The organism is Halorubrum sp. PV6 (assembly GCF_003990725.2).
Lineage (GTDB): Archaea > Halobacteriota > Halobacteria > Halobacteriales > Haloferacaceae > Halorubrum.
The window spans coordinates 1,958,213-1,976,910 of the sequence record NZ_CP030064.1 but is presented as its reverse complement, the minus strand read 5'-3'; the positions used below and the strand labels follow the sequence as shown (position 1 = coordinate 1,976,910).

Genomic DNA, 18,698 nt, shown 5'->3' with positions numbered 1-18,698 from the left:
GGAGTGGGGGCACGCGGGTCTCCGCGGCCGCGGTCGCTCAGTCGCCGAACAGCCGGCCGACGACCGGCGTCCACGCCAGCGCCAGCCGCCGGACCGTCCGCCGCGCGTCGTCCGCCTCGGCGCGGGTCACCGTCCCGGCGTACGCCGCGCGCTCGTAGGTCTCGCCGACCGACAGCGCCTCCTCGGCGACGCCTCGGAGCGGGAGGGCGTCGAGGTACATCCGGGGCGTCTCGCCGGGGCGCCGCTCGCGGTAGCGCCGCCCGAGCAGGTGTTCGAGGTCGGCGAACGCCTGCTTCGCGTCGTCCGCCGGCTCGCCGCGCCGCCACGGGACCCGCATCCGGACGGCGCGACGCGTGCGCCGGACCACCCCGTACCGCCGCGCCCCCACGACGCCGAGGGTCACGACGAACAGCCAGTACGCGACCGCCTCGCGCGAGGGCGTCGGGAGGCCGCCGTCGCTCGGCTCCGCGCTCCCGGCCGACTCGTTCTGGATGAGCCGCTCCTCCGTGAACCCGCGCTCCGCCAGCGACAGCCCGCTCTGTGTGCCGTTCTCCGTCTCGTTGGCGGTTCGCTCCTCGCTCTCGTTCGCGTCCGCGGTGTCGCCGTCGGCGTCAGCCGGCCGTCCGCCCGTCGCGATGGCCTCCGCCTCGTCGACCGGCGCCGACTCGGGGGTGTCGACGCCCTCCGCGCCGGTCTGTCGCGCCTCGGCGAGGCGGTCGCTCCGGGCCGCGTCGCGCTCGGTCGCCGGGGTCGGGTCGAACTCGACCCAGCCGTGGTCCGGGAAGTACACCTTCACCCACGCGTGCGCGTCCTGCCCTCGAACGACGTATCGGTCCTCGGCGACCCGCTCGCCCTCGGCGTACCCGGTCACGAACTGGGCCGGGATCCCCTGCGTGCGGAGCATCGCGACCATCGTGGTCGCGAAGTACGTACAGTAGCCGGCGTCCATCTCGTAGAGGAACGCGTCGGCCACGTCGCCGTCCGGCTTTTCGACGGTGAGCGAGTAGCCGTTTCGCGCCTGTAAGTACTCCTCGACGGCGACGGCCGCGTCGTAGGGGTTCTCGGCGCCGGCCGCCGTGACGACGGCCTCGGTCCGCCGGGCGACGCGGTCCGGAGTGCTCTCCGGGAGCTGCGTGTACCGCGACTCGATCGCCGGGTCGTACGCCGTGCTGGCGTTCCGAAGCGCCGCCGGCTCGGCGTCGAGGACCCGGCTCTCGACGGTCGTCTCCTCGCCCGGTCGCAGCGCGGCCGCGAGCCGGATCGCCCCGCGGTCGTCGACCTGCGCCGCCGCGTCGCCGGCGCCGCGCACGTCGACGGCCTGCCACGGCGCGGGCAGCGCCGTCGATTCGGTCCGGGCGGTGATCGTGACGTTCACCCGCGTCGCCTCGCCCGGCGGTCCGGAGAGCGGGCCGCCCAGCGACGACCGCTCGCCCGACCGCACCCAGCCGTCGCCGGTGTAGGTGTCGTACGCCGCGACGTGCCAGTCCGACGCGACGGGGCTCTCGATTTCGTACCGAACCTCGGGGGAGAGCCGCGTCGGCCCGACGATCTCCACCTCGTCGCCGGCGCCGAGCGCGGACTCCAGCGTCTGGCCCCGGTCGGCCGCCCACGGCTGTGCCGCGCCCGCCGGCAGGACGGTCACCGTCGCGCTCACGAGGATCATCGCCGCCAGCACGGCGGCGAGCCGGTCGCCGTGGTCCCGGAGGGCGTCGGGCGTCGACAGCGTGGAGAGGCCGGCGGCGAGCGCGGCCCCGACCACCCCGGCCAGCGCGGCCATCCCCCCGGCGTCGCCGGTGCAGACGAGGAACCCGAGGGTCCCGCCCGCGACCGAGACCGCGCCGACGTGACGGCCGCGCCCGGCGAGGTAGCCGACGAGGAACGTCGGGACGGGGGCGACCGCGAGGATCCACACGTCCGCGAGCGCGAGCCGCAGGATCGAGAGCCCGGTCAGAAGCGACACGACGTCGAACGCGACGGCCTCGACCGAGAAGAACGTCCGCCGGCTCGCGGGGACCGCGAAGTAGTAGCCCGCGAGCGTCGCGGCGAAGAGCAGCGCCGTCAGTCGCACCGCGGTGCGCTCGGTGACGGCGCGGGCGAGCGCGATCCCGGCGAGCCCCGCGAGCGCGACGGCCGCGGCGGTTCGCGCCGTCCCGCCGACCACGTCGGTCGCCTCGAAGAACACGCCGAGGTACGCCGCTGTCACCATCGCGACGCCGACGACGGCGGGGGACGCGAGCCCGCGCCAGTCGGCCGCCGGCGCGTCGGACTCGCCGCGACGGCGACCCGTGAGGCCCCCTTCGAGCCGCCGCCTCGCGCCGGCGAGTCGGCCACCGGAGCGTCGCCCGCCCGCCCGCCGGCCGATCACGGCCCGTCCACCTCCGGACGAGTCTGAACCGGTGCCGCCGGAGTCGTCGGGGCGTCGTCGGAACCCGTCGCGCGGAGGTCGGCGACGCTGACGGATCGCCCGCCGGTCCGATACGTCGCGCCGTCGCCGTCGCCGATCACCCGCACGTCCGGGTAGTCGACCGCGACCGGTCCGGGTCCGGTCACCGCGGCCAGTTCGAGGACGGCGCGTCGCCCCCGCGGTCCCGGCTCGGCCGACACGCTCCCCGCGGGCAGCGTCAGTTCGACGGGAACGCCGTCGTCGAGCAGGGCGACGGCGAGGCTGGCGGCCGCCTCGGCGAGCGCGTCGGCGTCCTCGCAGGCGGCGGTCGTCTCGCCCGCGATCGACACCCGCCCGCGACGGGTCTCCGCGGCGAACTCCTTGACCACGATCTCGTCGCGTTTCGCGGTCGTCGGCCAGTGCACGTCGCGGAGCGCGTCGCCGCGCACGTACTCACGCAGGCGGTCGAACTGCCCGCGCTGGCGGCTCACGCCGAGCGCGTCGTCGGCGTACAGTCCCCGGCGGAACCGCGCCGGGACCGGGTGACAGACGGGGTAGGCGGTCACCGTGTCGGCGTCGTCGACGACGACCTCGCGCTCGAACAGGCCGAACACGTCCGTCGCGGTCACCCGCACCGGCCCCAACTCGTGGCTGCCCCGGCGCAGGTACCGGAGCCGGTACGACACTGGGTCGCCGCCGACCGACGCGCGAAGCGGCCGCTGCGAGCCCGCCAGCCCGTCGCTCGTCTCGTCGACGACGGCCGCGACGGACCCGCCGGCGCCCCCGCGACCCCCGGTCGGAGTTCGATCCGGACCTCGTGGCGCTCGCCGACGAACCCGTCCGGGGGCTGGACGCGGTGTACCTCCGGCCTCCCGACCCGCGCCACCTGAACGTAGCCGGCGACGAGCGCGACGAGCCCCGGTAACACCACCGCGTCGAGCGCGCGGCCGCCGGCCGCGAGCGCCAGCAGGCTCCCGATCGCGCAGACCGCGCCGACGACGCGGCCGCGCCGAGTGAGTGTCGCGGTCGCCATCGGCTCACTCCACGGCGACCCGTTCGAGCGCGTCGGCGACGACCTCGGCGCCGTCGCTCCCGCCGGCGTCGACGAGCACGCGGTGCGCGAACACCGTCGGCGCCTCCGTCTGTACGTCGTCCGGGATCACGTACCCGCGCCCGTCGAGCGCGGCGCGGGCCTGCGCGGCTCGCAACAGCGCGAGGCTCCCGCGCGGGCTGACGCCGAGCCGGGCGTTCCGGCGGGTGTGGGCCGCCAGCCGCGCCACGTACTCGCGGAGCGGCTCCGTCGTCTCGATTTGGCCCACCGCGGTCCGGGCGCGCCGGACGTCTCCGATGGACGCCACCGGCTCTACCGCCTCGACGGGGTGGCCGCCCGCCATCCGCCCGATTATCTCGGCCTCCTCCTCGGTGCCGGGATAGCCGAGCCGGATCTTCTTGGTGAAGCGGTCGACCTCCGCCACCGGGAGGTCGTACGTCTGGCCGGGCTCGACGTCGTTTTGCGTCGCGATCACGCAGAACGGGTCCGGCAGCTCGCGAGTCGTCCCGTCCGTCGTCACCTGCCGCTCCTCCATCGCTTCGAGGAGCGAGGACTGCGTCTTCGGCGGCGCCCGGTTGATCTCGTCGCCGAGGACGACGTTCGCGAACACGGGTCCGGGCTGGAACTCGAACTCGTCGGTCCGCTGATTGAACACGTTGACGCCGGTCACGTCGGACGGGAGGAGGTCCGGCGTGAACTGGACGCGTTTAAAAGAGCCGTCGATCGAACGGGCCACCGACTTCGCGAGCGTCGTCTTCCCGACGCCCGGCACGTCCTCCACCAGGAGGTGGCCGCGGGCGAGCAGCGCGACGACGACGTGTTCGACCGCCTCGCGCTTCCCGACGATCACCTCCTCGACGTTGTCGGCGACGCGCTCGGCGAGCTCGGCGACCGCCGCGGGCGCCATCCCCGATTCCTCGTCCGACTCTCCGCCCGGCTCGTCGCCCGCGGGCGTCGTCCCCCCGTCGCCGGCGTCGTCTCGCTCGCCGACCCCGGCGCCGAGCGGCCCGGAGTCGCCCGGATCAGACATGGCGTCGCCCGTCGTCGCGGCCCGCGGTTCGTCGCTCGCGGCCGACGGCTCGGTCCGTGGCCGCCCCGACTCGACTCGGACACGGCCCACCCCCGCGGAGGGCGACCGTGAGATTGGTACTCACTGTCATTGATATGCGTCCAGTTCGGGTGGAACCGGGATATGCGTTCCGCCGAACCCGCGCGCCGCCGGTCGACGCGAGTCAGCGCCGGGTCACGTCGCCCGTCTCTCGGATGTCGAACGCAAGCGACTCCGTCCCGTCGCCCGACGGAACGAAGTGAACGTGCCCGTCGTCGGTCAGTCGGGAGTCGTCCGCGTACGCGCGGTACCGAACGAGGTACCGGCCGGCCTCGACGACGCCGTTCGCCGTCACCTCGCCGTCGAGTTCGACGCCGAGCGACGAGGTGTACGCCCTCGCCGCGGCCGCCGTCTCGCCGTCGCCGAACACGGCGACTTCGACCGTGTAGGCGGTGGCCGTCTGGTTAAAAATCGTCAGGTCGACGCGTCCCGCGTCCGACCGGAGCCGCGAACACCCGGCGAGCGCGCTCGCCGCGGCGCCGCAGACGGTTCCGAGGACGGTTCGTCTGGAGGGCATCGCCTCGACACAACGACGCGGGGGCTCATCCCTCTTGGGGCGTCGGGGCTTCGGCGGCCGGCTCGGTTACGCGGCGTCGCGCTCGCTCGTCGCGAGGTCCCGGACGTTGCGCCCGCCCGCGTCGCCGAACGACTCCGCTCCGGTGACCGGGTCGCGCTCGTAGACGACCGTCCCGCGAACCGTCGTCAGCTCGGGGAACACGCCCAACAGCCCCTCGAACGGGGTCCAGCCGGCGGCGCCGTGGAGCGCGCCCGCCTCGATCTCGCGGGGGTTCGTCAGGTCGACGACGACGAGGTCGGCGTCGGCGCCCGGCTCGATTCGCCCCTTCGCTTCGAGCCCGAAGATCGACGCCGGGTTGGCGGCGACCACGTCGCGCACGCGCTCCAGGGTGAGGTTGCCTTTGCGCACGGCCTCCAACAGGAGCGGGTAGAGCGTCTCGACGCCCGGTACGCCGCTCGGCGCCTCGGTGAGCCCGTGCCGCTTCTCCGCGACCGTGTGGGGCGCGTGGTCGGTGGCGACCACGTCCACGTCGCCGTCGCGGAGTCGCTCGAAGACGCCCGCGCGCCGGGCCTCCGAGCGGAGCGGCGGGTTCATCCGGCCGAAGGTCCCGAGGCGTCTGGAGTCCTCACGCGACAGGAAGAGGTGATGTGGGGTCACCTCGCAGGTCGCGCCGGCCTCGCGCACCGCGTCGATAGCCTCCGGGGTCGACGTGTGTGCGACGTGTACCTGCGCGTCGCTCTCGGCGCCGGCCGCGAGCGCGCGCTCGACTGCCGCGACCTCCGCCTCGGCGGTGCGATAGGCCGACCACGCGTCGGCGTTCGCGGCGGTGCCCGCCCCGCCGAGGTCGCCGTCGAGCGCGTCGGCGTCGAACAGCGTCTCGTCCTCGGCGTGGACCGTGACGGGCACGTCGCGGGCGGCGGCCTCGGCGAGCGCGTCCTCGAAGAGATCTGTGGCGATCCCCATGTCGCCGGTCGAGTCCGCGAGGAACACCTCGCCCAGCGCGAACAGGGGGCGCTCGAAGAGGCTCTCCGGGTCCCAGTCGCCGGTGACGCCGCCGTTTATCCCGTAGTCGACGAGCGACGGGGCGGCGAGGGCGGCCTTCTCGTCGAAGGCGTCGCCGTCGACGGTCGGCGGCGAGGTGTTCGGCTGGTCGACGACGGTCGTGACCCCGCCGGCGGCCGCGCCCCGCGACCCCGAGGTCCACGTCTCCTTGTGGCTCGCGCCCGGCTCGCGGAAGTGGACGTGGACGTCGATGGCACCGGGCAGGAGGTGACGCCCCCGCGCGTCGACGATCCGTTCGCCCGCGGCCGCGTCGAGTCCCTGACCGACCGCGTCGATGGTCTCGCCTCGAACCCGAACGTCGCGGACCCGGCCGTCGGCCAGCTCCGCCCCCGTGATGAGCATGCCACATGCGCTCGCGGCATACTATTTAAACCGTGGTGATCCGCCCGACCGCTCGTGTCACACAGTACCGACGCTCCGATACGGTTTTGGGGCGGCCGGCGGAACTCCCGACAAATGTTGTCTCGACAGTTCGTCCGGGAGAACCCCGAGGTCGTCCGCGAGGCGCTCGCGAACAAGGGCGTCGACGTCGACCTCGACCGGATACTCGACATCGACGAGGAGTGGCGAGACCTGAAACAGCGCGGCGACGACCTCCGGCACGAGCGCAACGAGGTCTCCTCGAAGATCGGCGAACTCAAACAGGCCGGCGAGGAGGAGGCGGCCCAAGAGGCGATCGAGCGCTCACAGGATCTTAAATCGGAGTTACAGACGATCGAAGCGCGCGCCGACGAGCTGGAGGCCGACCTGGAGGCGTCGCTGCTCGAGCTCCCGCAGGTTCCACAGGAGTCGGTGCCGGTCGGCGAAGACGAGTCCGAGAACGTCGAGCGCCGCCGTGAGGGGTTCGACGACCTCCGAGCGCTTCCCGACGAGGTGGCTCCCCACTACGACTTGGGCGAGGACCTCGAAATCCTCGACTTCGAGCGCGGCGCGAAGGTCGCCGGCGCGGGCTTTTACGTCGCCAAGGGCGACGGCGCCCGCCTCGAACACGCGCTGATCCAGTTCATGCTCGACGTCCACCGCGAGCAGGGGTACGAGGACGTGTTCCCGCCGATCCCGGTCAACTCCGCGTCGATGCGCGGGACCGGCCAGCTCCCGAAGTTCACCGAGGACGCGTATCGCGTGGAGGGGACGAACGAGGACGCCTACGACGATGACGACCTGTGGCTGCTCCCGACCGCCGAGGTGCCCGTCACGAACCTCCACCGCGACGAGATCCTGCTCGACGAGGATCTGCCGCTTAAATACCAGGCGTACACGCCGAACTTCCGGCAGGAGGCCGGCGAACACGGCACCGAGACGCGGGGTATCGTCCGCGTCCACCAGTTCAACAAGGTGGAGATGGTGAACTTCGTCCGGCCCGAGGAGAGCGACGAGCGCTTCGAGGGGCTCGTCGATGAGGCCGAGGAAGTGCTGCGTCGGCTCGAGCTCCCCTACCGCATCTTAGAGATGTGTACCGGCGATCTGGGGTTCACGCAGGCGAGAAAGTACGACATCGAGGTGTGGGCGCCGGGCGACGAAATGGAGGAGGGGCCCGACGTGGGCGGGCGCTGGCTCGAAGTCTCCTCGGTCTCGAACTTCGAGGACTTCCAGGCGCGTCGCGCACAGATCCGGTACCGCGAGGAGCACCACGAGTCGGCCGACTACCTCCACACGCTGAACGGCTCCGGGCTCGCAGTCCCTCGCATCGTCGTCGCCATCCTGGAGTACTACCAGAACGACGACGGCACCGTCACCGTCCCCGAGGCGCTCCGGCCGTACATGGGCGGCACCGAGGTCATCGAGGGCCACGACGCGGTCGGCGAGTCGAAACTGGGCGGGGAGTAGGCTCCCTGTTGGCCCACTAGCGACCCTACTGGTTCTCTAACGCGTCGAGGATACAGGCGGCGGCGATCACCGCCTCCTTCGGCACGTCGCTCGCGTCGTCGATGGAGACGGTGTAGGCGTCCCGCATCGAGAACTTGCCCTCGATGTCGCCGACGTGGCCGCCGTCGGCGTCGAATATCTCGTACTTGTTCGGAACGAGGTTCGCCGCGCCGACGAGGTGACGGAGCGCCGAGAGCAGTTTGTTCTTGGATTTGATCGTCGCCAGCGCCGCCCCCGAGTCGGGGTCGCGGATCGTCCAGTTTTCGACGAACAGCGAGTAGTCTTCGTCCAAGACGACGACCTCCTCGCCGGTGCCGGCGTCGATGATGGCGTAGTTGCCGCCGATGTCGACGATGCCGCCCGCCTTCACCGAGAACGCGTCCTCGTCGTCGCCGGTGACGAACGGGAACTCCTCTTTTAATTTGAACAGCTTCTGTTTCCCGCGCAAGACGACGTTGCCGGCGCTGTCGCGGACGGTGTACTTGTTCCGCACCATCGACTGTTTCACCTCGTAGCGGTCGTCGCTGAGGTCGACCGTGGAGATGTCGTAGGCGTCCGACTCGGAGGGGAACACGGAGTCGTCGGGCATGGCCGGCACAAGAATCAGGCGTCGGAAAACGATTCCGCTCTCCCCGACGACGCGCCCGCGCCGGCGTCCGTCAGGGCGTCAACCGCCCGATAGCGAGCCATTCCACGTCGGAATCGCGGGCCGCGGCGTCGCCGCTGTCGCCGCGTTTCACCGCCGTCAACGCGAACACCATCTCCTTGCGGACGCCGCCCGCGAGCCGAACGTCGAGCGAGAGTTCGCGGGGCGAGAACTCGTGGGCCGGCCCCACCACGCGCACGAGGTGTTCGGAGTGTGGCAGGTCCTCCACCGTCTCCACGTCGAGGTAGGTCCGGAAATCGGCGCCGAACTTAAATCCCGTCTTCGGCACGGCGTCGGCCTCGCGGAGCCGTTTATAAACGGTGAGGCGGCGGTCGAACCGCTCGCCCTCCACGTCTCGGCCGCGAGCGACGATCCGGGCGGCGGCGTCGGCGGCGCCTCGGTCGGCGTCCGCATCGCCCACCGACGCCGACAGCGAGAGGACGCCGTCGGCCGCGAGCGACGCGGCCTCGACGAGGGAGAGTTGGATCGCGCCCTCGACGGCCGCGGCCCGGCCGGTGAGCGGCTGGCCGTAGAAGCCGCGCTCGTAGAGCCCGTCGGGGGCGTCCCAGACGACGACGCGGTCGGCGAGGAGGACGCCGTCGAGGGTCGCCGGCGGCTCGTACTCTGTCGCGCCAGCGATCGCCCCCGCCGCCGCTTCGAAGTAGGTGATGTCGGACTCCTCGTCGACGACCGCGAGGGTGCGACCCGCGAGCCCGGCCGCTGGCAGCGACTCGCGCTCGCCGACGACCTGCACGGGATATTTGACGTTGCCCGTGTCCGGCGTCGAGCCGCGCTCGTAGGCGATAAAGTCGACCGCGCCGGGCACGTCGGCGTCGCCGCCGGGCCACGGGTCGCGGGCCGGCGAGAGGTAGAACCCGCGATCCCGCAGGTCGGCGTACACGAGGTACCGCACCGCGAACCGTTCCGTCGCGGCCGCACACGCGACGAAGAAGCGCTCGAAGCCGACCGGGTCGGACTCGCCCTCGTCGAGCGTGACTCCGGAGAGGTCCCCGCGAAAGAGCAGGTGGGCGGCCTCGACCCGCGAGAGCGCGATCTCGTTGCCCTGGAGGGGCCGACCGTAGCCGCTGGAGTCGTGGAACCGCTGGCGGGCGTCGCCGGCGACGTGAACCGCGTCGCCGCGCAGGTGCCCTGTCGGTTGCATACCGAACGACGGGGTCGGGCGGGGTAAGGGGGTTGCGGTCGGCCGTGACGGGTGCGGCCGGGTAAGCGTAAAGAGTCAGTGGCGGGAACGAGAGGTATGAACGACACCGCCGGCCTCCGGCTCACGGTGCGTGCCGCCGAAAAGCGGGACGCGGGGCGCGGCATCGCTCGGCTCTCCGAATCCGCCCGGCAGCGGCTCGGCCTCCTCAGCGGCGACACCGTCGAGATCCGCGGCGAGCGCACCGCGGTCGCGAAGGTGTGGCCCGGCGGCCCGGACGCCGACGCCGACACCATCCTCATCGACGCCGACACCCGCGCGAACGCCGGCGTGAAAGTCGGCGACACGGTTGCCGTCGGCCCGGTCGACGTGGTGGACGCCGACCGGGTCGTCCTCGCCGCGCCCGGCGCGCTCGCCGATGTCGACGTGAGCCGCGAGGTGGTCGAGCGCGCGCTCGGCCGCGACCTCCGGGACCGACCCGTCACCGTAGGCGAAGCGGTCCACGTCGAACGGCTCGGCGGCATTCGGTTCGTCGTCGCCGAGAGCGACCCCGCCGGCACCGTGCGAGTCACGAGCCGGACCGACGTGTCGGTGACCTACCGCGAGGCGAACGACGCCGAGGCGGGCGCGGGGGGCAACGCCGACTCGGGCGTCGGAGGGAGTCGGGCCGGCGGCTCAGGGGGCGGCAGTCCCGCCCGGTCGGGCGACGGATCGGCCGCGAACCGCTCCGGGACCGACCTCCCCGGCAGCGACGCCCGGTCCGCCGGCAGCGGGACTGCGCCCCCGGAAGACCACACCGCGGGCGCGACCTACGAGGACATCGGCGGGCTCGACGAGGAGTTGGAACTGGTCCGCGAGACGATCGAACTCCCCCTCTCGGAGCCCGGCGTGTTCACCCGGCTCGGGATCGACCCGCCGAAGGGAGTCCTGCTCCACGGGCCGCCGGGCACCGGGAAGACGCTCATCGCCCGCGCCGTCGCCAACGAGGTCGACGCCACCTTCATCACCGTCGACGGCCCGGAGATCATGTCGAAATATAAAGGCGAGTCGGAGGAGCGCCTGCGCGAAGTGTTCACCCGCGCCAGCGAGGACGCCCCGGCGATAATCTTCTTCGACGAGATCGATTCGATCGCGGGCAAGCGCGACGACGGCGGCGACGTGGAGAACCGCGTCGTCGGCCAGATGCTCTCGCTGATGGACGGGCTCGACGCCCGCGGCGACGTGATCGTCATCGGCGCGACCAACCGCGTCGACACCCTCGACCCCGCGCTCAGGCGAGGCGGGCGCTTCGACCGCGAGATCGAGGTTGGGGTCCCCGGCGAGTCCGGCCGCCGACAGATTCTCGACGTCCACACGCGCCGGATGCCGCTCGCGGACGACGTGGATCTAGACCGGATCGCCGGCCGAACCCACGGGTTCGTCGGCGCCGACATCGAGGGGCTCACGCAGGAGGCGGCGATGACCGCGCTGCGACGCGCCCGCGAGTCGGACGCCGCGGCCCTCGACGACGTGACCGTCTTGAGGGCGGACTTCGAGGCCGCACACGCGAACGTCGAGCCGAGCGCGATGCGGGAGTACGTCGCCGAGCAGCCGGCGACCGACTTCGACGACGTGGGCGGGCTCCCGGAGGCGAAGGCGAAACTGGAGCGGGCGGTGACGTGGCCGCTGACGTACGGTCCCCTCTTCGAGGCCGCAGACGCCGACCCGCCGACCGGGGTCCTGCTTCACGGCCCGCCCGGAACCGGGAAGACGCTCCTCGCGCGCGCGATCGCGGGCAAAAGCGGCGTCAACTTCATCCAGGTCGCGGGACCGGAACTGCTGGATCGATACGTCGGCGAGTCGGAGAAGGCGGTCCGCGACCTCTTCGACCGCGCCCGGCAGGCGTCGCCCGCGATCGTCTTCTTCGACGAGATAGACGCGATCGCCGCCGACCGCGACGGGGCTGGCGGCGACGGCTCCGGGGTCGGCGAGCGCGTCGTCTCCCAACTGCTCACGGAGTTGGACCGGGCGAGCGACAACCCCAACCTCGTGGTGCTGGCGGCGACGAACCGGCGTGACGCCCTCGATCCCGCGCTCCTCCGACCGGGGCGGCTGGAGACGCACGTCGAGGTCCCCGAACCCGACCGCGACGCACGGCGGAAGATCCTCGACGTACACACCCGCGAAAAGCCCGTCACCGAAGACGTCGACTTGGACCACCTCGCCGACGAGACCGAGGGGTACTCCGGCGCCGAGATCGCGGCGCTGTCCCGCGAGGCGGCCCTCGTCGCCATCGAGCGCGTCGCCGACGAACACGGCGCGGCGGCCAACGACCACGCAGACGAGATCGGGATCACCGCCGACGACTTCGCGACGGCACTGAAAAACATCCGGCCGGCGACCGCCTGAGATGGGGTCGGCAGACGGGCAGCAGCCGACGCCTCGCGACGACGATGACGCCCGCGGCGACGCAGGCGCTCCCACGCTCCGCGGACTCCTCGCCAGCGTTCGCGCGGCCGTCCGATCGCGCCCGCCCACCGACCTCTTCCTGCTCGCGCTCCCGGTGCCGACGCTGCTCGTCGCGGTGAGTCTCATGCCGGGGGCCGAGGCGTGGCAGCTCTCGCTCGCGACGCCGAGCGTCGTCGAGAGCCGGTGGGCGCTGTGGACCGCGTTCGCGTCGAGTTTCGTCCACACCGACCCGGTCCACCTCGCGGACAACGTGGTCAACTACTGGCTCCTCGTCGCGGTCGCGTACCCCCTCACCGTCGTCGCCGGCTGGCGGCGCCGCCTGTTCTGGTTCGTCGCGGCGTTCCTCGTCGTCGTCCCGATCGTCTCGGCGTGGGCGACGCTCGTCGCCATCGGGGGGCTCACCGACGCTCCCACCGCGGGCTTTTCAGACGTGAACAGCGCGCTCCTCGGGTACCTCGTCGTCGTCTGGTTCGCCGCGCTGGCGGCGGAGAGCGACCGGGCCCGGAGCGAGGGCTCCGCGGGCGTCGACCCGCGCTGGGCCATCGTCGCCGCCTTCGCCTCGCTCGCGCTCGCGTACCTCGCCCCGAGCGGCGCGGGCTACTTCCCGCCGCTCCCGGCAGTCGGATCGCTGTTCGCGGTCGGGGCCGTTCTCGCCGCGGCCGGGCTCTACGCGGCCGTCGGGCGCCCGCGCGTGTCCGGACTCGGCTTACCGCCGGAGCGCGAACTCCTGTACGTCACCGGCGCGAGCGTCGCGGCCGCCGGCGTCATCGGGTCGCTCGTGCTCGTCCCGTTCGGCAGCAACGTGTTCGCGCACCTCGCCGGCTACGTCGTCGGCGTCACCGTCCCGTTCGTCGGCGTCCTCGCCGACAGCGCGACCGACGACACGGCGACGGGCTGAGTCAATCGCCGTGGTCGTGTCCGTGACCGCCCGCGGCGTTCGCCGCGCCCTCGTGGGCCGGCGTCTCCCCGTCCTCGCCGAACTCGTCGACCGGCGTCACGCTGTAATCGACGGTGAGCGTGTCCTTCGTGGCGCGGATTTTCCCGACGAACGCGGAGATGTCGTCTAAGCGTCCTTCGAGGACGAAAAGCTCCATGCAGTACCGCGAGCCGACGTGGCTGTGGAAGTTCGACGCCACCAGCCCCTCGTGTTCGTGGCGGAGCCGCATCATCCGCTCTTCGACGCTCGTCGTCTCGTAGTCGAAGAGGACCGTCACCACCGCCATCAGGTCTCGCTCCTCGAGTTTGGCGTCCTCGAACTCTCCGAGGAGGTTTCGAGAGGCCTCGCGGACGACCTCGCTGCGCCCGGTGTAGCCGTGCTCGTCGGCGAACCCGTCGATCCGATCTAACAGCTCTTCCGGCATTGAGACGCTGACGACCGTCATGTATTAACTCAATGCGCCGCAGTTGTTAATCCTTGAGGTCCGGCGCGTCGGTCGGGGGGCGCTCGCCCGCCTCGTCACCGACGGACTCGTGGTCGTTCCGGTCGTCTTCGTCGGCCGGCGCTCCAATCTGCTCCGACAGCCACGCGTAGTGGTCGAGGAGCGCGCCCTCCCCGGCGTCGGTGAGCGCGTAGACGTCGGCGAGCCCCTCGGTCCGCCGGTCGAGGAAGCCGGACTCCACGAGCGAGGTCAGCGTGGCGTAAAACGAGCCCGGGTCGATCCGTTGGTCGTAGTGCGATTCGAGCCGGCTCTTCAGCGACTGCGCCCGCAGTTCGCCGGCGTCGTACAGCAGGGCACACAGGTCGCGGCGGCGACCGCTGTGGAGCCACTTCGTCATACGGTCGCTTCCGGCCGATACCACACGACCGTTTCGGTCGGCGGCGGGGAGCGGCCGCGGCGAGGACGGTCCAGTCGGGCGGACGCTCTCCCGGCGCCGCCGCCGGTAACTCACCGTAATCAAACGAACACCAACCGGTGGCTCTTATTCTCGTAGATATACATTTATAAATAGCCTATATGTGTATGTTTGAAGCAATATTATGTTTATAAGCATCTATTCCCGGAAGTTTTTGTCTTAGTGTGGTGGTCGTTGGCACATGCGCGAAACGGTCGAACGGTTGGTCTGTCGGCACCGATACGAGCGCCGGGCGGTGGTGGTAAACCCCGACGAGGTGGTAGAGCGCTGCCCGAAGTGCGGCAAAGAGCGTATTCGGGGCGTCGCCGGCTCGTAGCCCGGTGCGACCGCGGGCGCCGGACACGCCTCAGGCCTCTCGGACGTGGATCGAGGACCCGAAGTACTTGTGGAGCGCGTCGTCGACGGACTCGGCGTTGAATCGACCGAGGTCGGCGGCGATCGCGGTTTGCAACGCTTCGAGGTACTCGCGGTCGGTGCGGAGCTCTCGGAAGTCGACGGCAGAGACCTCGATGCCGGCGGCGTCTGCGACCCCGAGTCGCGCCGCCGTCTCCCGCCGAAACGACGGTTCGTCGCCGACCGCTCCGCGCCACAGCCGGTCGCGGAATCGGAGCCACCCGTCGGTGCCGGGCTCGCTCGCGGGGAGTTCGACCGTCGTCTCGAAGCGCTCCGGGTCGACGGCGGCGCGCTCGGGCGTGAGCCGGAACTCGACGCGGAACACGTAGGCGGCGTCCATCGTCGCTCAGTCGGGTCGTCGAAGGTAAAAGTACATACCCCTCGGTCGTGTCGCTTCAGCCGTATGTTGTATCGCCTCCGTGATCTGGCCGAACGCGCCTACCGCCGGCATCTCCGCCGAGAGATCGACGACGTGCCGACGCACGTCGCGATCATCCAAGACGGCAACCGGCGATACGCCCGCCAGCGCGGCGACGACGCCCCCGACGGCCACCGGGCCGGCGCCGCCACCACCGAGCGGGTCCTCGACTGGTGTGCGGATCTGGGCGTCGCGGAGCTCACGCTGTACGCCTTCTCCACCGAGAACTTCGAGCGCCCGGACGAGGAACTCGAACCCCTGTTCGACCTGTTGGAGGCCAAACTCCGCGAGTTCGCGGACGCCGACCGCGTCCACGACCAGGGAGTCCGCGTCCGCGCCATCGGCGACGTCGACCGCCTCCCGGAGCGCGTCCGCGACGCCGTCGCGTACGCCGAGCGCCGCACCGCCGCAAACGACCAGTTCACGCTGAACGTCGCGCTGGCGTACGGCGGGCGCACCGAACTGCTCGACGCGGCCACGGCCATCGCCCGCGACGTCGACGCCGGCACCCTCGACCCCGAGGCCGTCGACACCGAGACCGTCGAAGCGCGCCTGTACGACCGGCCGGTCCGGGACGTCGACCTCATCGTGCGGACTGGCGGCGACGAGCGCACCTCGAACTTCCTGCCGTGGCACGCGAACGGGAACGAGGCGGCCGTCTACTTCTGTGCCCCCTACTGGCCCGAGTTCTCGGAGGTGGAGTTCCTCCGCGCGATCCGGACGTACCAGTCTCGCGAAGCGTCGTGGCGTCACGCCAGGGCGGAGCGCGCCGCCGCGCTCGTCCGCGCCATGGCCGAGGTCGAACTCGCCGAGGCGCAGGCGGTCGCGGGGCGACTCCGCAGTCGGCTGTCGGTCGACGCCGACGCGCTCCCCGACGTCGTCTCCGGTGAGCGCGCTCCCGCGGGTGGTCACGGGGACGACCCCGGTAGCGGAGCCGCGTCCGGCGTCGCCGCCGGGGACGCCGCTCCGGGACTCTCCGGCAGTCGAGACGGCGAGTCGGAGTCCGCGGACTAACGCGGGGCCTCTGCGGACTGCAGAAAGAGCGACAGCGCGGGCTCGCCGAACTACGCCGGGTTCTTCCGCGTCAGGTCGCTGCCGCAGATCGGGCAGCGCTCCTTGTTCTCGTCGAAGGTGCGGTTACAGCCGACACACTGGAACCGCCACTCGCGCTCCTCGGAGATGCCGTCGCGAGCGATCGCTTCGACGTCGATGTCGAGCCGTTCGGCGACGTTCTGCATCGCGTAGTCGTCGGTGACGAGGGTCGCTCCGAGTTCGAGCGCGGTCGATATCAGGCGGGTGTCGGTGTCGGACAGCTCCGCGGCGTCGCCCGACCCGCGGGCGGCGCGGCGCACGTTGTCGAGGACCTCCGGCGCCGGGACGTGGATCGTCATCCCGGACCCCTCCATCGCGTCGAAGCGGAGCGCCCCCTCGCCGGTGAGCTCGTCGTGGACTTCGGGCACCGAGACCACGTCGTCGTCGGTGGTGTACTCGTGGATGAACGCCGAGGTGTCGAGGACTTCCATTAGCGGGCGACGACGATATAATCTTTCACCGCCTGCACGTTCGCGACCGGGACCTTCAGCCGGCCCATCTCGTCGACGTCGAAGCCGGCGTGATCGTGACTAAGCTGTTCGTGCGGGCTCACGAGCAGATCCGAGAGTTCGCCGGACTTGAGGTCCATCGTGATGTTGTACAGGTCCCCCAGTTCGGTTCCATCCGCGCTCATCACCGCCTTCCCGGAGAGGTTCTCCGCGAGGATATCGACCATACCCACATCCTCCGGGGCAACGGTCTTAAACTCCACGGGGGGCGTCCGACAGACGACTGCCGGTGAGCGCTCTCCGAGCCCCGCCACCGGGATCGCCTCGCTCCGTGGCCGGGCCGCGGGTCCGATCGCGACGCGCGCGTTTTGAAAGGCTTAACTGATGTCCGGGCTGAACGAAAGACAACCGACCTTTTCGGGGCGATCACTGATGACCGACCACACAAACACGGACACCCTTCGGACGCCGATCGTCGCCGTGCTGGGGCACGTCGATCACGGCAAGACCAGCCTGCTCGACACGATCCGCGGCTCCGCCGTCAGCGAGGGCGAGGCCGGCGCGATCACCCAACACATCGGGGCGACCGACATCCCGCTCGACACCATCTCCGGGATGGCGGGCGAACTCATCGACCCGACCGACTTCGACCTCCCTGGGCTCCTCTTTATCGACACGCCCGGCCACCACTCCTTCTCGACGCTGCGCGCCCGCGGGGGCGCGCTCGCCGACATCGCGGTCCTCGTCGTCGACGTCAACGACGGGTTCCAGCCGCAGACGGAGGAGGCGATAGACATCCTCAGACGCACCGGGACCCCCTTCGTCGTCGCCGCCAACAAAGTCGACACGACGCCGGGGTGGAACCCGCAGGACGGCCAGCCGATCCAGAAGAGCTTAGAGGCCCAATCCGAGCGCGCCGAGTCGATGCTCAACGAGAACCTCTACGAGATCATCGGCCAGCTCTCCGACGCCGGCTTCTCCGCCGACCTGTACTGGCGGGTCCAGGACTTCCAGAAGAACATCGGCGTCGTCCCGCTCTCCGCGATCACGGGAGAGGGCGTCCCCGACCTGCTCACCGTGTTGATGGGGCTCTCACAACGCTTCATGAAAGAGGAGATGGCCATCGACGTCTTCGGGGCGGGCGAGGGGACGGTCCTCGAAGTGAAAGACGAGCGCGGCTTCGGCGCGACCATCGACACGGTCGTCTACGACGGCGTGGTCAGAAACGGCGACCAGATCGTCGTGGGCGGACAAAACGAGCCGATCGTCACGGAGATCCGCGCGCTGTTGCAGCCGCGTCCCTTAGAAGAGATCCGCACCGAGAAGAAGTTCGAGAAGGTGGCGGAGGTGGGCGCCGCGGCCGGCGTGAAAATCGCCGCGCCCGACCTCGACAAGGCGATGGCCGGCGCGCCGGTGCGCGTCGTCCGCGACCACTCGGTCGACCACGTCATCGAGGAGGTGAAAGCCGAACTCGCGGAGATCGAGGTCGAAACCGCCGACAACGGCGTCGTGGTCAAAGCCGACACGCTCGGCTCGCTCGAAGCGATGGCGAACGCGCTCCGCGAGGCCGAGGTTCCCATCCTGCGCGCCGAGGTCGGCGACATCGCCCCCCGCGATATCGCCGTGGCCGAGACCGCAAATCAGGACGAACACAAGGCGATCCTCGGATTCAACGTCGACCTGCTCGCGAACGCCGAGACGGAGCTCGAAAACGCGGACGTGAAGCTGTTCACCGACGAGGTCATCTATCAGCTGATCGATGAGTACGAGACGTACGTCGAGGAGAAACAGCGCGCCCAACAGGAGACGGTCCTCGACAAGGTCGTGCGCCCCTCGCGGTTCCGCATCCTGCCCGACCACACGTTCCGCCAGAACGACCCCGCGGTCGTCGGCGTCGAGATCATCTCCGGGACGCTCCAGAACAACCGGAACGTCGGTTCCTTCGAGGGCAACGAGTTCGAGCGCGCCGGGCAGCTCTCCGGGATTCAAAAGCAGGGCGACGACGTCGACGAGGCCCGCGCCGGCGAGCGCGTGAGCATCGCCATCGACGGGCCGACTGTCGGGCGCGGTATCGAGGAGGGCGACACCCTCTGGACGGAGATTCCGGAAAAGCACGCGAAGATCCTAGAACAGGAACTGCGGGAGGAGATCACGGCCGACGAGCGCGAGGCGCTGTCGGCGTACTTGGAGACCAAGCGGAAGCGGGACCCCTTCTGGGGGAAATAGGTAGCTTATAGGATACTTAAAATCGG

The 18,698-nt window shown here is 70.9% G+C and carries 19 protein-coding genes; 6 read left to right on the top strand and 13 right to left on the bottom strand.

Annotated elements, in window-relative coordinates; all coding sequences use genetic code 11:
- Window positions 1-37: 37 nt before the first annotated feature.
- The 6 genes from DOS48_RS23810 to DOS48_RS23790 all read right to left on the bottom strand — a co-directional run bounded on the left by DOS48_RS23810 (window position 38) and on the right by DOS48_RS23790 (window position 6,463).
- Window positions 38-2,365, bottom strand: coding sequence for a DUF3488 and DUF4129 domain-containing transglutaminase family protein (locus tag DOS48_RS23810; protein WP_394353598.1), 2,328 nt, complete (start codon window positions 2,363-2,365; stop codon window positions 38-40).
- Window positions 2,362-3,069: a DUF58 domain-containing protein gene (locus DOS48_RS23805; RefSeq protein WP_244629332.1), complete on the bottom strand. Its 708-nt coding sequence runs from the start codon at window positions 3,067-3,069 to the stop codon at window positions 2,362-2,364. The genes DOS48_RS23810 and DOS48_RS23805 overlap by 4 nt, the downstream gene beginning before the upstream one ends.
- Window positions 3,009-3,416 (bottom strand): hypothetical protein, encoded by a 408-nt coding sequence (locus DOS48_RS29405; RefSeq protein WP_244629331.1) that lies wholly within the window; start codon window positions 3,414-3,416, stop codon window positions 3,009-3,011. The genes DOS48_RS23805 and DOS48_RS29405 overlap by 61 nt, the downstream gene beginning before the upstream one ends.
- A gap of 4 nt (window positions 3,417-3,420) precedes the next feature.
- The gene (locus DOS48_RS23800; RefSeq protein ID WP_127118092.1) at window positions 3,421-4,464 is read right to left on the bottom strand and encodes a MoxR family ATPase; all 1,044 of its coding nucleotides are present in this window, start codon (window positions 4,462-4,464) and stop codon (window positions 3,421-3,423) included.
- 202 nt (window positions 4,465-4,666) lie between these two features.
- On the bottom strand, window positions 4,667-5,059 hold the full coding sequence (locus tag DOS48_RS23795) for a hypothetical protein (protein WP_127118091.1): 393 nt from the start codon (window positions 5,057-5,059) through the stop codon (window positions 4,667-4,669).
- Window positions 5,060-5,125: 66 nt separating this feature from the next.
- Entirely contained in the window at window positions 5,126-6,463 is a 1,338-nt protein-coding gene (locus DOS48_RS23790; protein ID WP_127118090.1) for a dihydroorotase, read from the bottom strand.
- Between the two features lie 114 nt (window positions 6,464-6,577).
- Between DOS48_RS23790 and serS the strand changes: the two genes are divergently transcribed.
- Entirely contained in the window at window positions 6,578-7,948 is a 1,371-nt protein-coding gene (serS, locus tag DOS48_RS23785; RefSeq protein ID WP_127118089.1) for a serine--tRNA ligase, read from the top strand.
- Window positions 7,949-7,973: 25 nt separating this feature from the next.
- On the opposite strand, the gene DOS48_RS23780 is transcribed toward serS, so the two are convergent.
- Window positions 7,974-8,576, bottom strand: a complete 603-nt coding sequence (locus DOS48_RS23780) for a hypothetical protein (protein ID WP_127118088.1) — start codon at window positions 8,574-8,576, stop codon at window positions 7,974-7,976.
- Window positions 8,577-8,646: 70 nt separating this feature from the next.
- Complete coding sequence (gene endA / locus DOS48_RS23775; protein WP_127118087.1) at window positions 8,647-9,795, bottom strand: tRNA-intron lyase; 1,149 nt, start codon at window positions 9,793-9,795, stop codon at window positions 8,647-8,649.
- 96 nt (window positions 9,796-9,891) lie between these two features.
- Between endA and DOS48_RS23770 the strand changes: the two genes are divergently transcribed.
- Window positions 9,892-12,180 carry an AAA family ATPase gene (locus DOS48_RS23770; RefSeq protein WP_127118086.1) on the top strand — a complete coding sequence of 763 codons (2,289 nt, stop codon included), beginning with the start codon at window positions 9,892-9,894 and terminating at the stop codon, window positions 12,178-12,180.
- A 1-nt stretch (window position 12,181) separates the two neighbouring features.
- The gene (locus DOS48_RS23765) at window positions 12,182-13,138 is read left to right on the top strand and encodes a rhomboid family intramembrane serine protease (protein ID WP_127118085.1); all 957 of its coding nucleotides are present in this window, start codon (window positions 12,182-12,184) and stop codon (window positions 13,136-13,138) included.
- Between the two features lies 1 nt (window position 13,139).
- On the opposite strand, the gene DOS48_RS23760 is transcribed toward DOS48_RS23765, so the two are convergent.
- Window positions 13,140-13,622 (bottom strand): CopG family ribbon-helix-helix protein, encoded by a 483-nt coding sequence (locus DOS48_RS23760; RefSeq protein ID WP_244629330.1) that lies wholly within the window; start codon window positions 13,620-13,622, stop codon window positions 13,140-13,142.
- A 25-nt stretch (window positions 13,623-13,647) separates the two neighbouring features.
- Window positions 13,648-14,016, bottom strand: a complete 369-nt coding sequence (locus DOS48_RS23755; RefSeq protein ID WP_127118084.1) for a PadR family transcriptional regulator — start codon at window positions 14,014-14,016, stop codon at window positions 13,648-13,650.
- 259 nt (window positions 14,017-14,275) lie between these two features.
- Here DOS48_RS23755 and DOS48_RS29565 point away from each other — a divergent pair, with 259 nt between their 5' ends.
- Entirely contained in the window at window positions 14,276-14,410 is a 135-nt protein-coding gene (locus DOS48_RS29565) for a hypothetical protein (protein ID WP_256370854.1), read from the top strand.
- A gap of 30 nt (window positions 14,411-14,440) precedes the next feature.
- Here the strand turns inward: DOS48_RS29565 and lwrS are convergent, their stop codons facing one another.
- Window positions 14,441-14,827 carry an LWR-salt protein gene (lwrS, locus tag DOS48_RS23750; protein ID WP_127118083.1) on the bottom strand — a complete coding sequence of 129 codons (387 nt, stop codon included), beginning with the start codon at window positions 14,825-14,827 and terminating at the stop codon, window positions 14,441-14,443.
- Window positions 14,828-14,890: 63 nt separating this feature from the next.
- Here lwrS and uppS point away from each other — a divergent pair, with 63 nt between their 5' ends.
- Window positions 14,891-15,919, top strand: coding sequence for a polyprenyl diphosphate synthase (uppS, locus tag DOS48_RS23745; RefSeq protein WP_127118082.1), 1,029 nt, complete (start codon window positions 14,891-14,893; stop codon window positions 15,917-15,919).
- 50 nt (window positions 15,920-15,969) lie between these two features.
- Here the strand turns inward: uppS and DOS48_RS23740 are convergent, their stop codons facing one another.
- Window positions 15,970-16,428 carry an NOB1 family endonuclease gene (locus DOS48_RS23740; RefSeq protein WP_127118081.1) on the bottom strand — a complete coding sequence of 153 codons (459 nt, stop codon included), beginning with the start codon at window positions 16,426-16,428 and terminating at the stop codon, window positions 15,970-15,972.
- Window positions 16,428-16,673, bottom strand: coding sequence for a PRC-barrel domain-containing protein (locus DOS48_RS23735; RefSeq protein ID WP_127118080.1), 246 nt, complete (start codon window positions 16,671-16,673; stop codon window positions 16,428-16,430). The genes DOS48_RS23740 and DOS48_RS23735 overlap by 1 nt, the downstream gene beginning before the upstream one ends.
- A gap of 205 nt (window positions 16,674-16,878) precedes the next feature.
- Here DOS48_RS23735 and infB point away from each other — a divergent pair, with 205 nt between their 5' ends.
- On the top strand, window positions 16,879-18,672 hold the full coding sequence (infB, locus tag DOS48_RS23730) for a translation initiation factor IF-2 (RefSeq protein WP_127118079.1): 1,794 nt from the start codon (window positions 16,879-16,881) through the stop codon (window positions 18,670-18,672).
- Window positions 18,673-18,698 lie beyond the last annotated feature (26 nt).

Excerpts from the sequence above, each read along its gene's own strand:
- DOS48_RS23790 (WP_127118090.1), bottom strand. The coding sequence starts at position 6,463 with ATGCTCATCACGGGGGCGGAGCTGGCCGACGGCCGGGTCCGCGACGTT.
- endA (WP_127118087.1), bottom strand. The coding sequence starts at position 9,795 with ATGCAACCGACAGGGCACCTGCGCGGCGACGCGGTTCACGTCGCCGGC.
- DOS48_RS23780 (WP_127118088.1), bottom strand. The coding sequence starts at position 8,576 with ATGCCCGACGACTCCGTGTTCCCCTCCGAGTCGGACGCCTACGACATC.
- lwrS (WP_127118083.1), bottom strand. The coding sequence starts at position 14,827 with ATGGACGCCGCCTACGTGTTCCGCGTCGAGTTCCGGCTCACGCCCGAG.
- DOS48_RS29405 (WP_244629331.1), bottom strand. The coding sequence starts at position 3,416 with ATGGCGACCGCGACACTCACTCGGCGCGGCCGCGTCGTCGGCGCGGTC.
- DOS48_RS23755 (WP_127118084.1), bottom strand. The coding sequence starts at position 14,016 with ATGACGAAGTGGCTCCACAGCGGTCGCCGCCGCGACCTGTGTGCCCTG.
- DOS48_RS23760 (WP_244629330.1), bottom strand. The coding sequence starts at position 13,622 with ATGACGGTCGTCAGCGTCTCAATGCCGGAAGAGCTGTTAGATCGGATC.
- DOS48_RS23795 (WP_127118091.1), bottom strand. The coding sequence starts at position 5,059 with ATGCCCTCCAGACGAACCGTCCTCGGAACCGTCTGCGGCGCCGCGGCG.
- DOS48_RS29565 (WP_256370854.1), top strand. The coding sequence starts at position 14,276 with ATGCGCGAAACGGTCGAACGGTTGGTCTGTCGGCACCGATACGAGCGC.
- DOS48_RS23800 (WP_127118092.1), bottom strand. The coding sequence starts at position 4,464 with ATGTCTGATCCGGGCGACTCCGGGCCGCTCGGCGCCGGGGTCGGCGAG.
- DOS48_RS23770 (WP_127118086.1), top strand. The coding sequence starts at position 9,892 with ATGAACGACACCGCCGGCCTCCGGCTCACGGTGCGTGCCGCCGAAAAG.
- infB (WP_127118079.1), top strand. The coding sequence starts at position 16,879 with ATGACCGACCACACAAACACGGACACCCTTCGGACGCCGATCGTCGCC.
- serS (WP_127118089.1), top strand. The coding sequence starts at position 6,578 with ATGTTGTCTCGACAGTTCGTCCGGGAGAACCCCGAGGTCGTCCGCGAG.
- uppS (WP_127118082.1), top strand. The coding sequence starts at position 14,891 with ATGTTGTATCGCCTCCGTGATCTGGCCGAACGCGCCTACCGCCGGCAT.
- DOS48_RS23740 (WP_127118081.1), bottom strand. The coding sequence starts at position 16,428 with ATGGAAGTCCTCGACACCTCGGCGTTCATCCACGAGTACACCACCGAC.
- DOS48_RS23765 (WP_127118085.1), top strand. The coding sequence starts at position 12,182 with ATGGGGTCGGCAGACGGGCAGCAGCCGACGCCTCGCGACGACGATGAC.
- DOS48_RS23735 (WP_127118080.1), bottom strand. The coding sequence starts at position 16,673 with ATGGTCGATATCCTCGCGGAGAACCTCTCCGGGAAGGCGGTGATGAGC.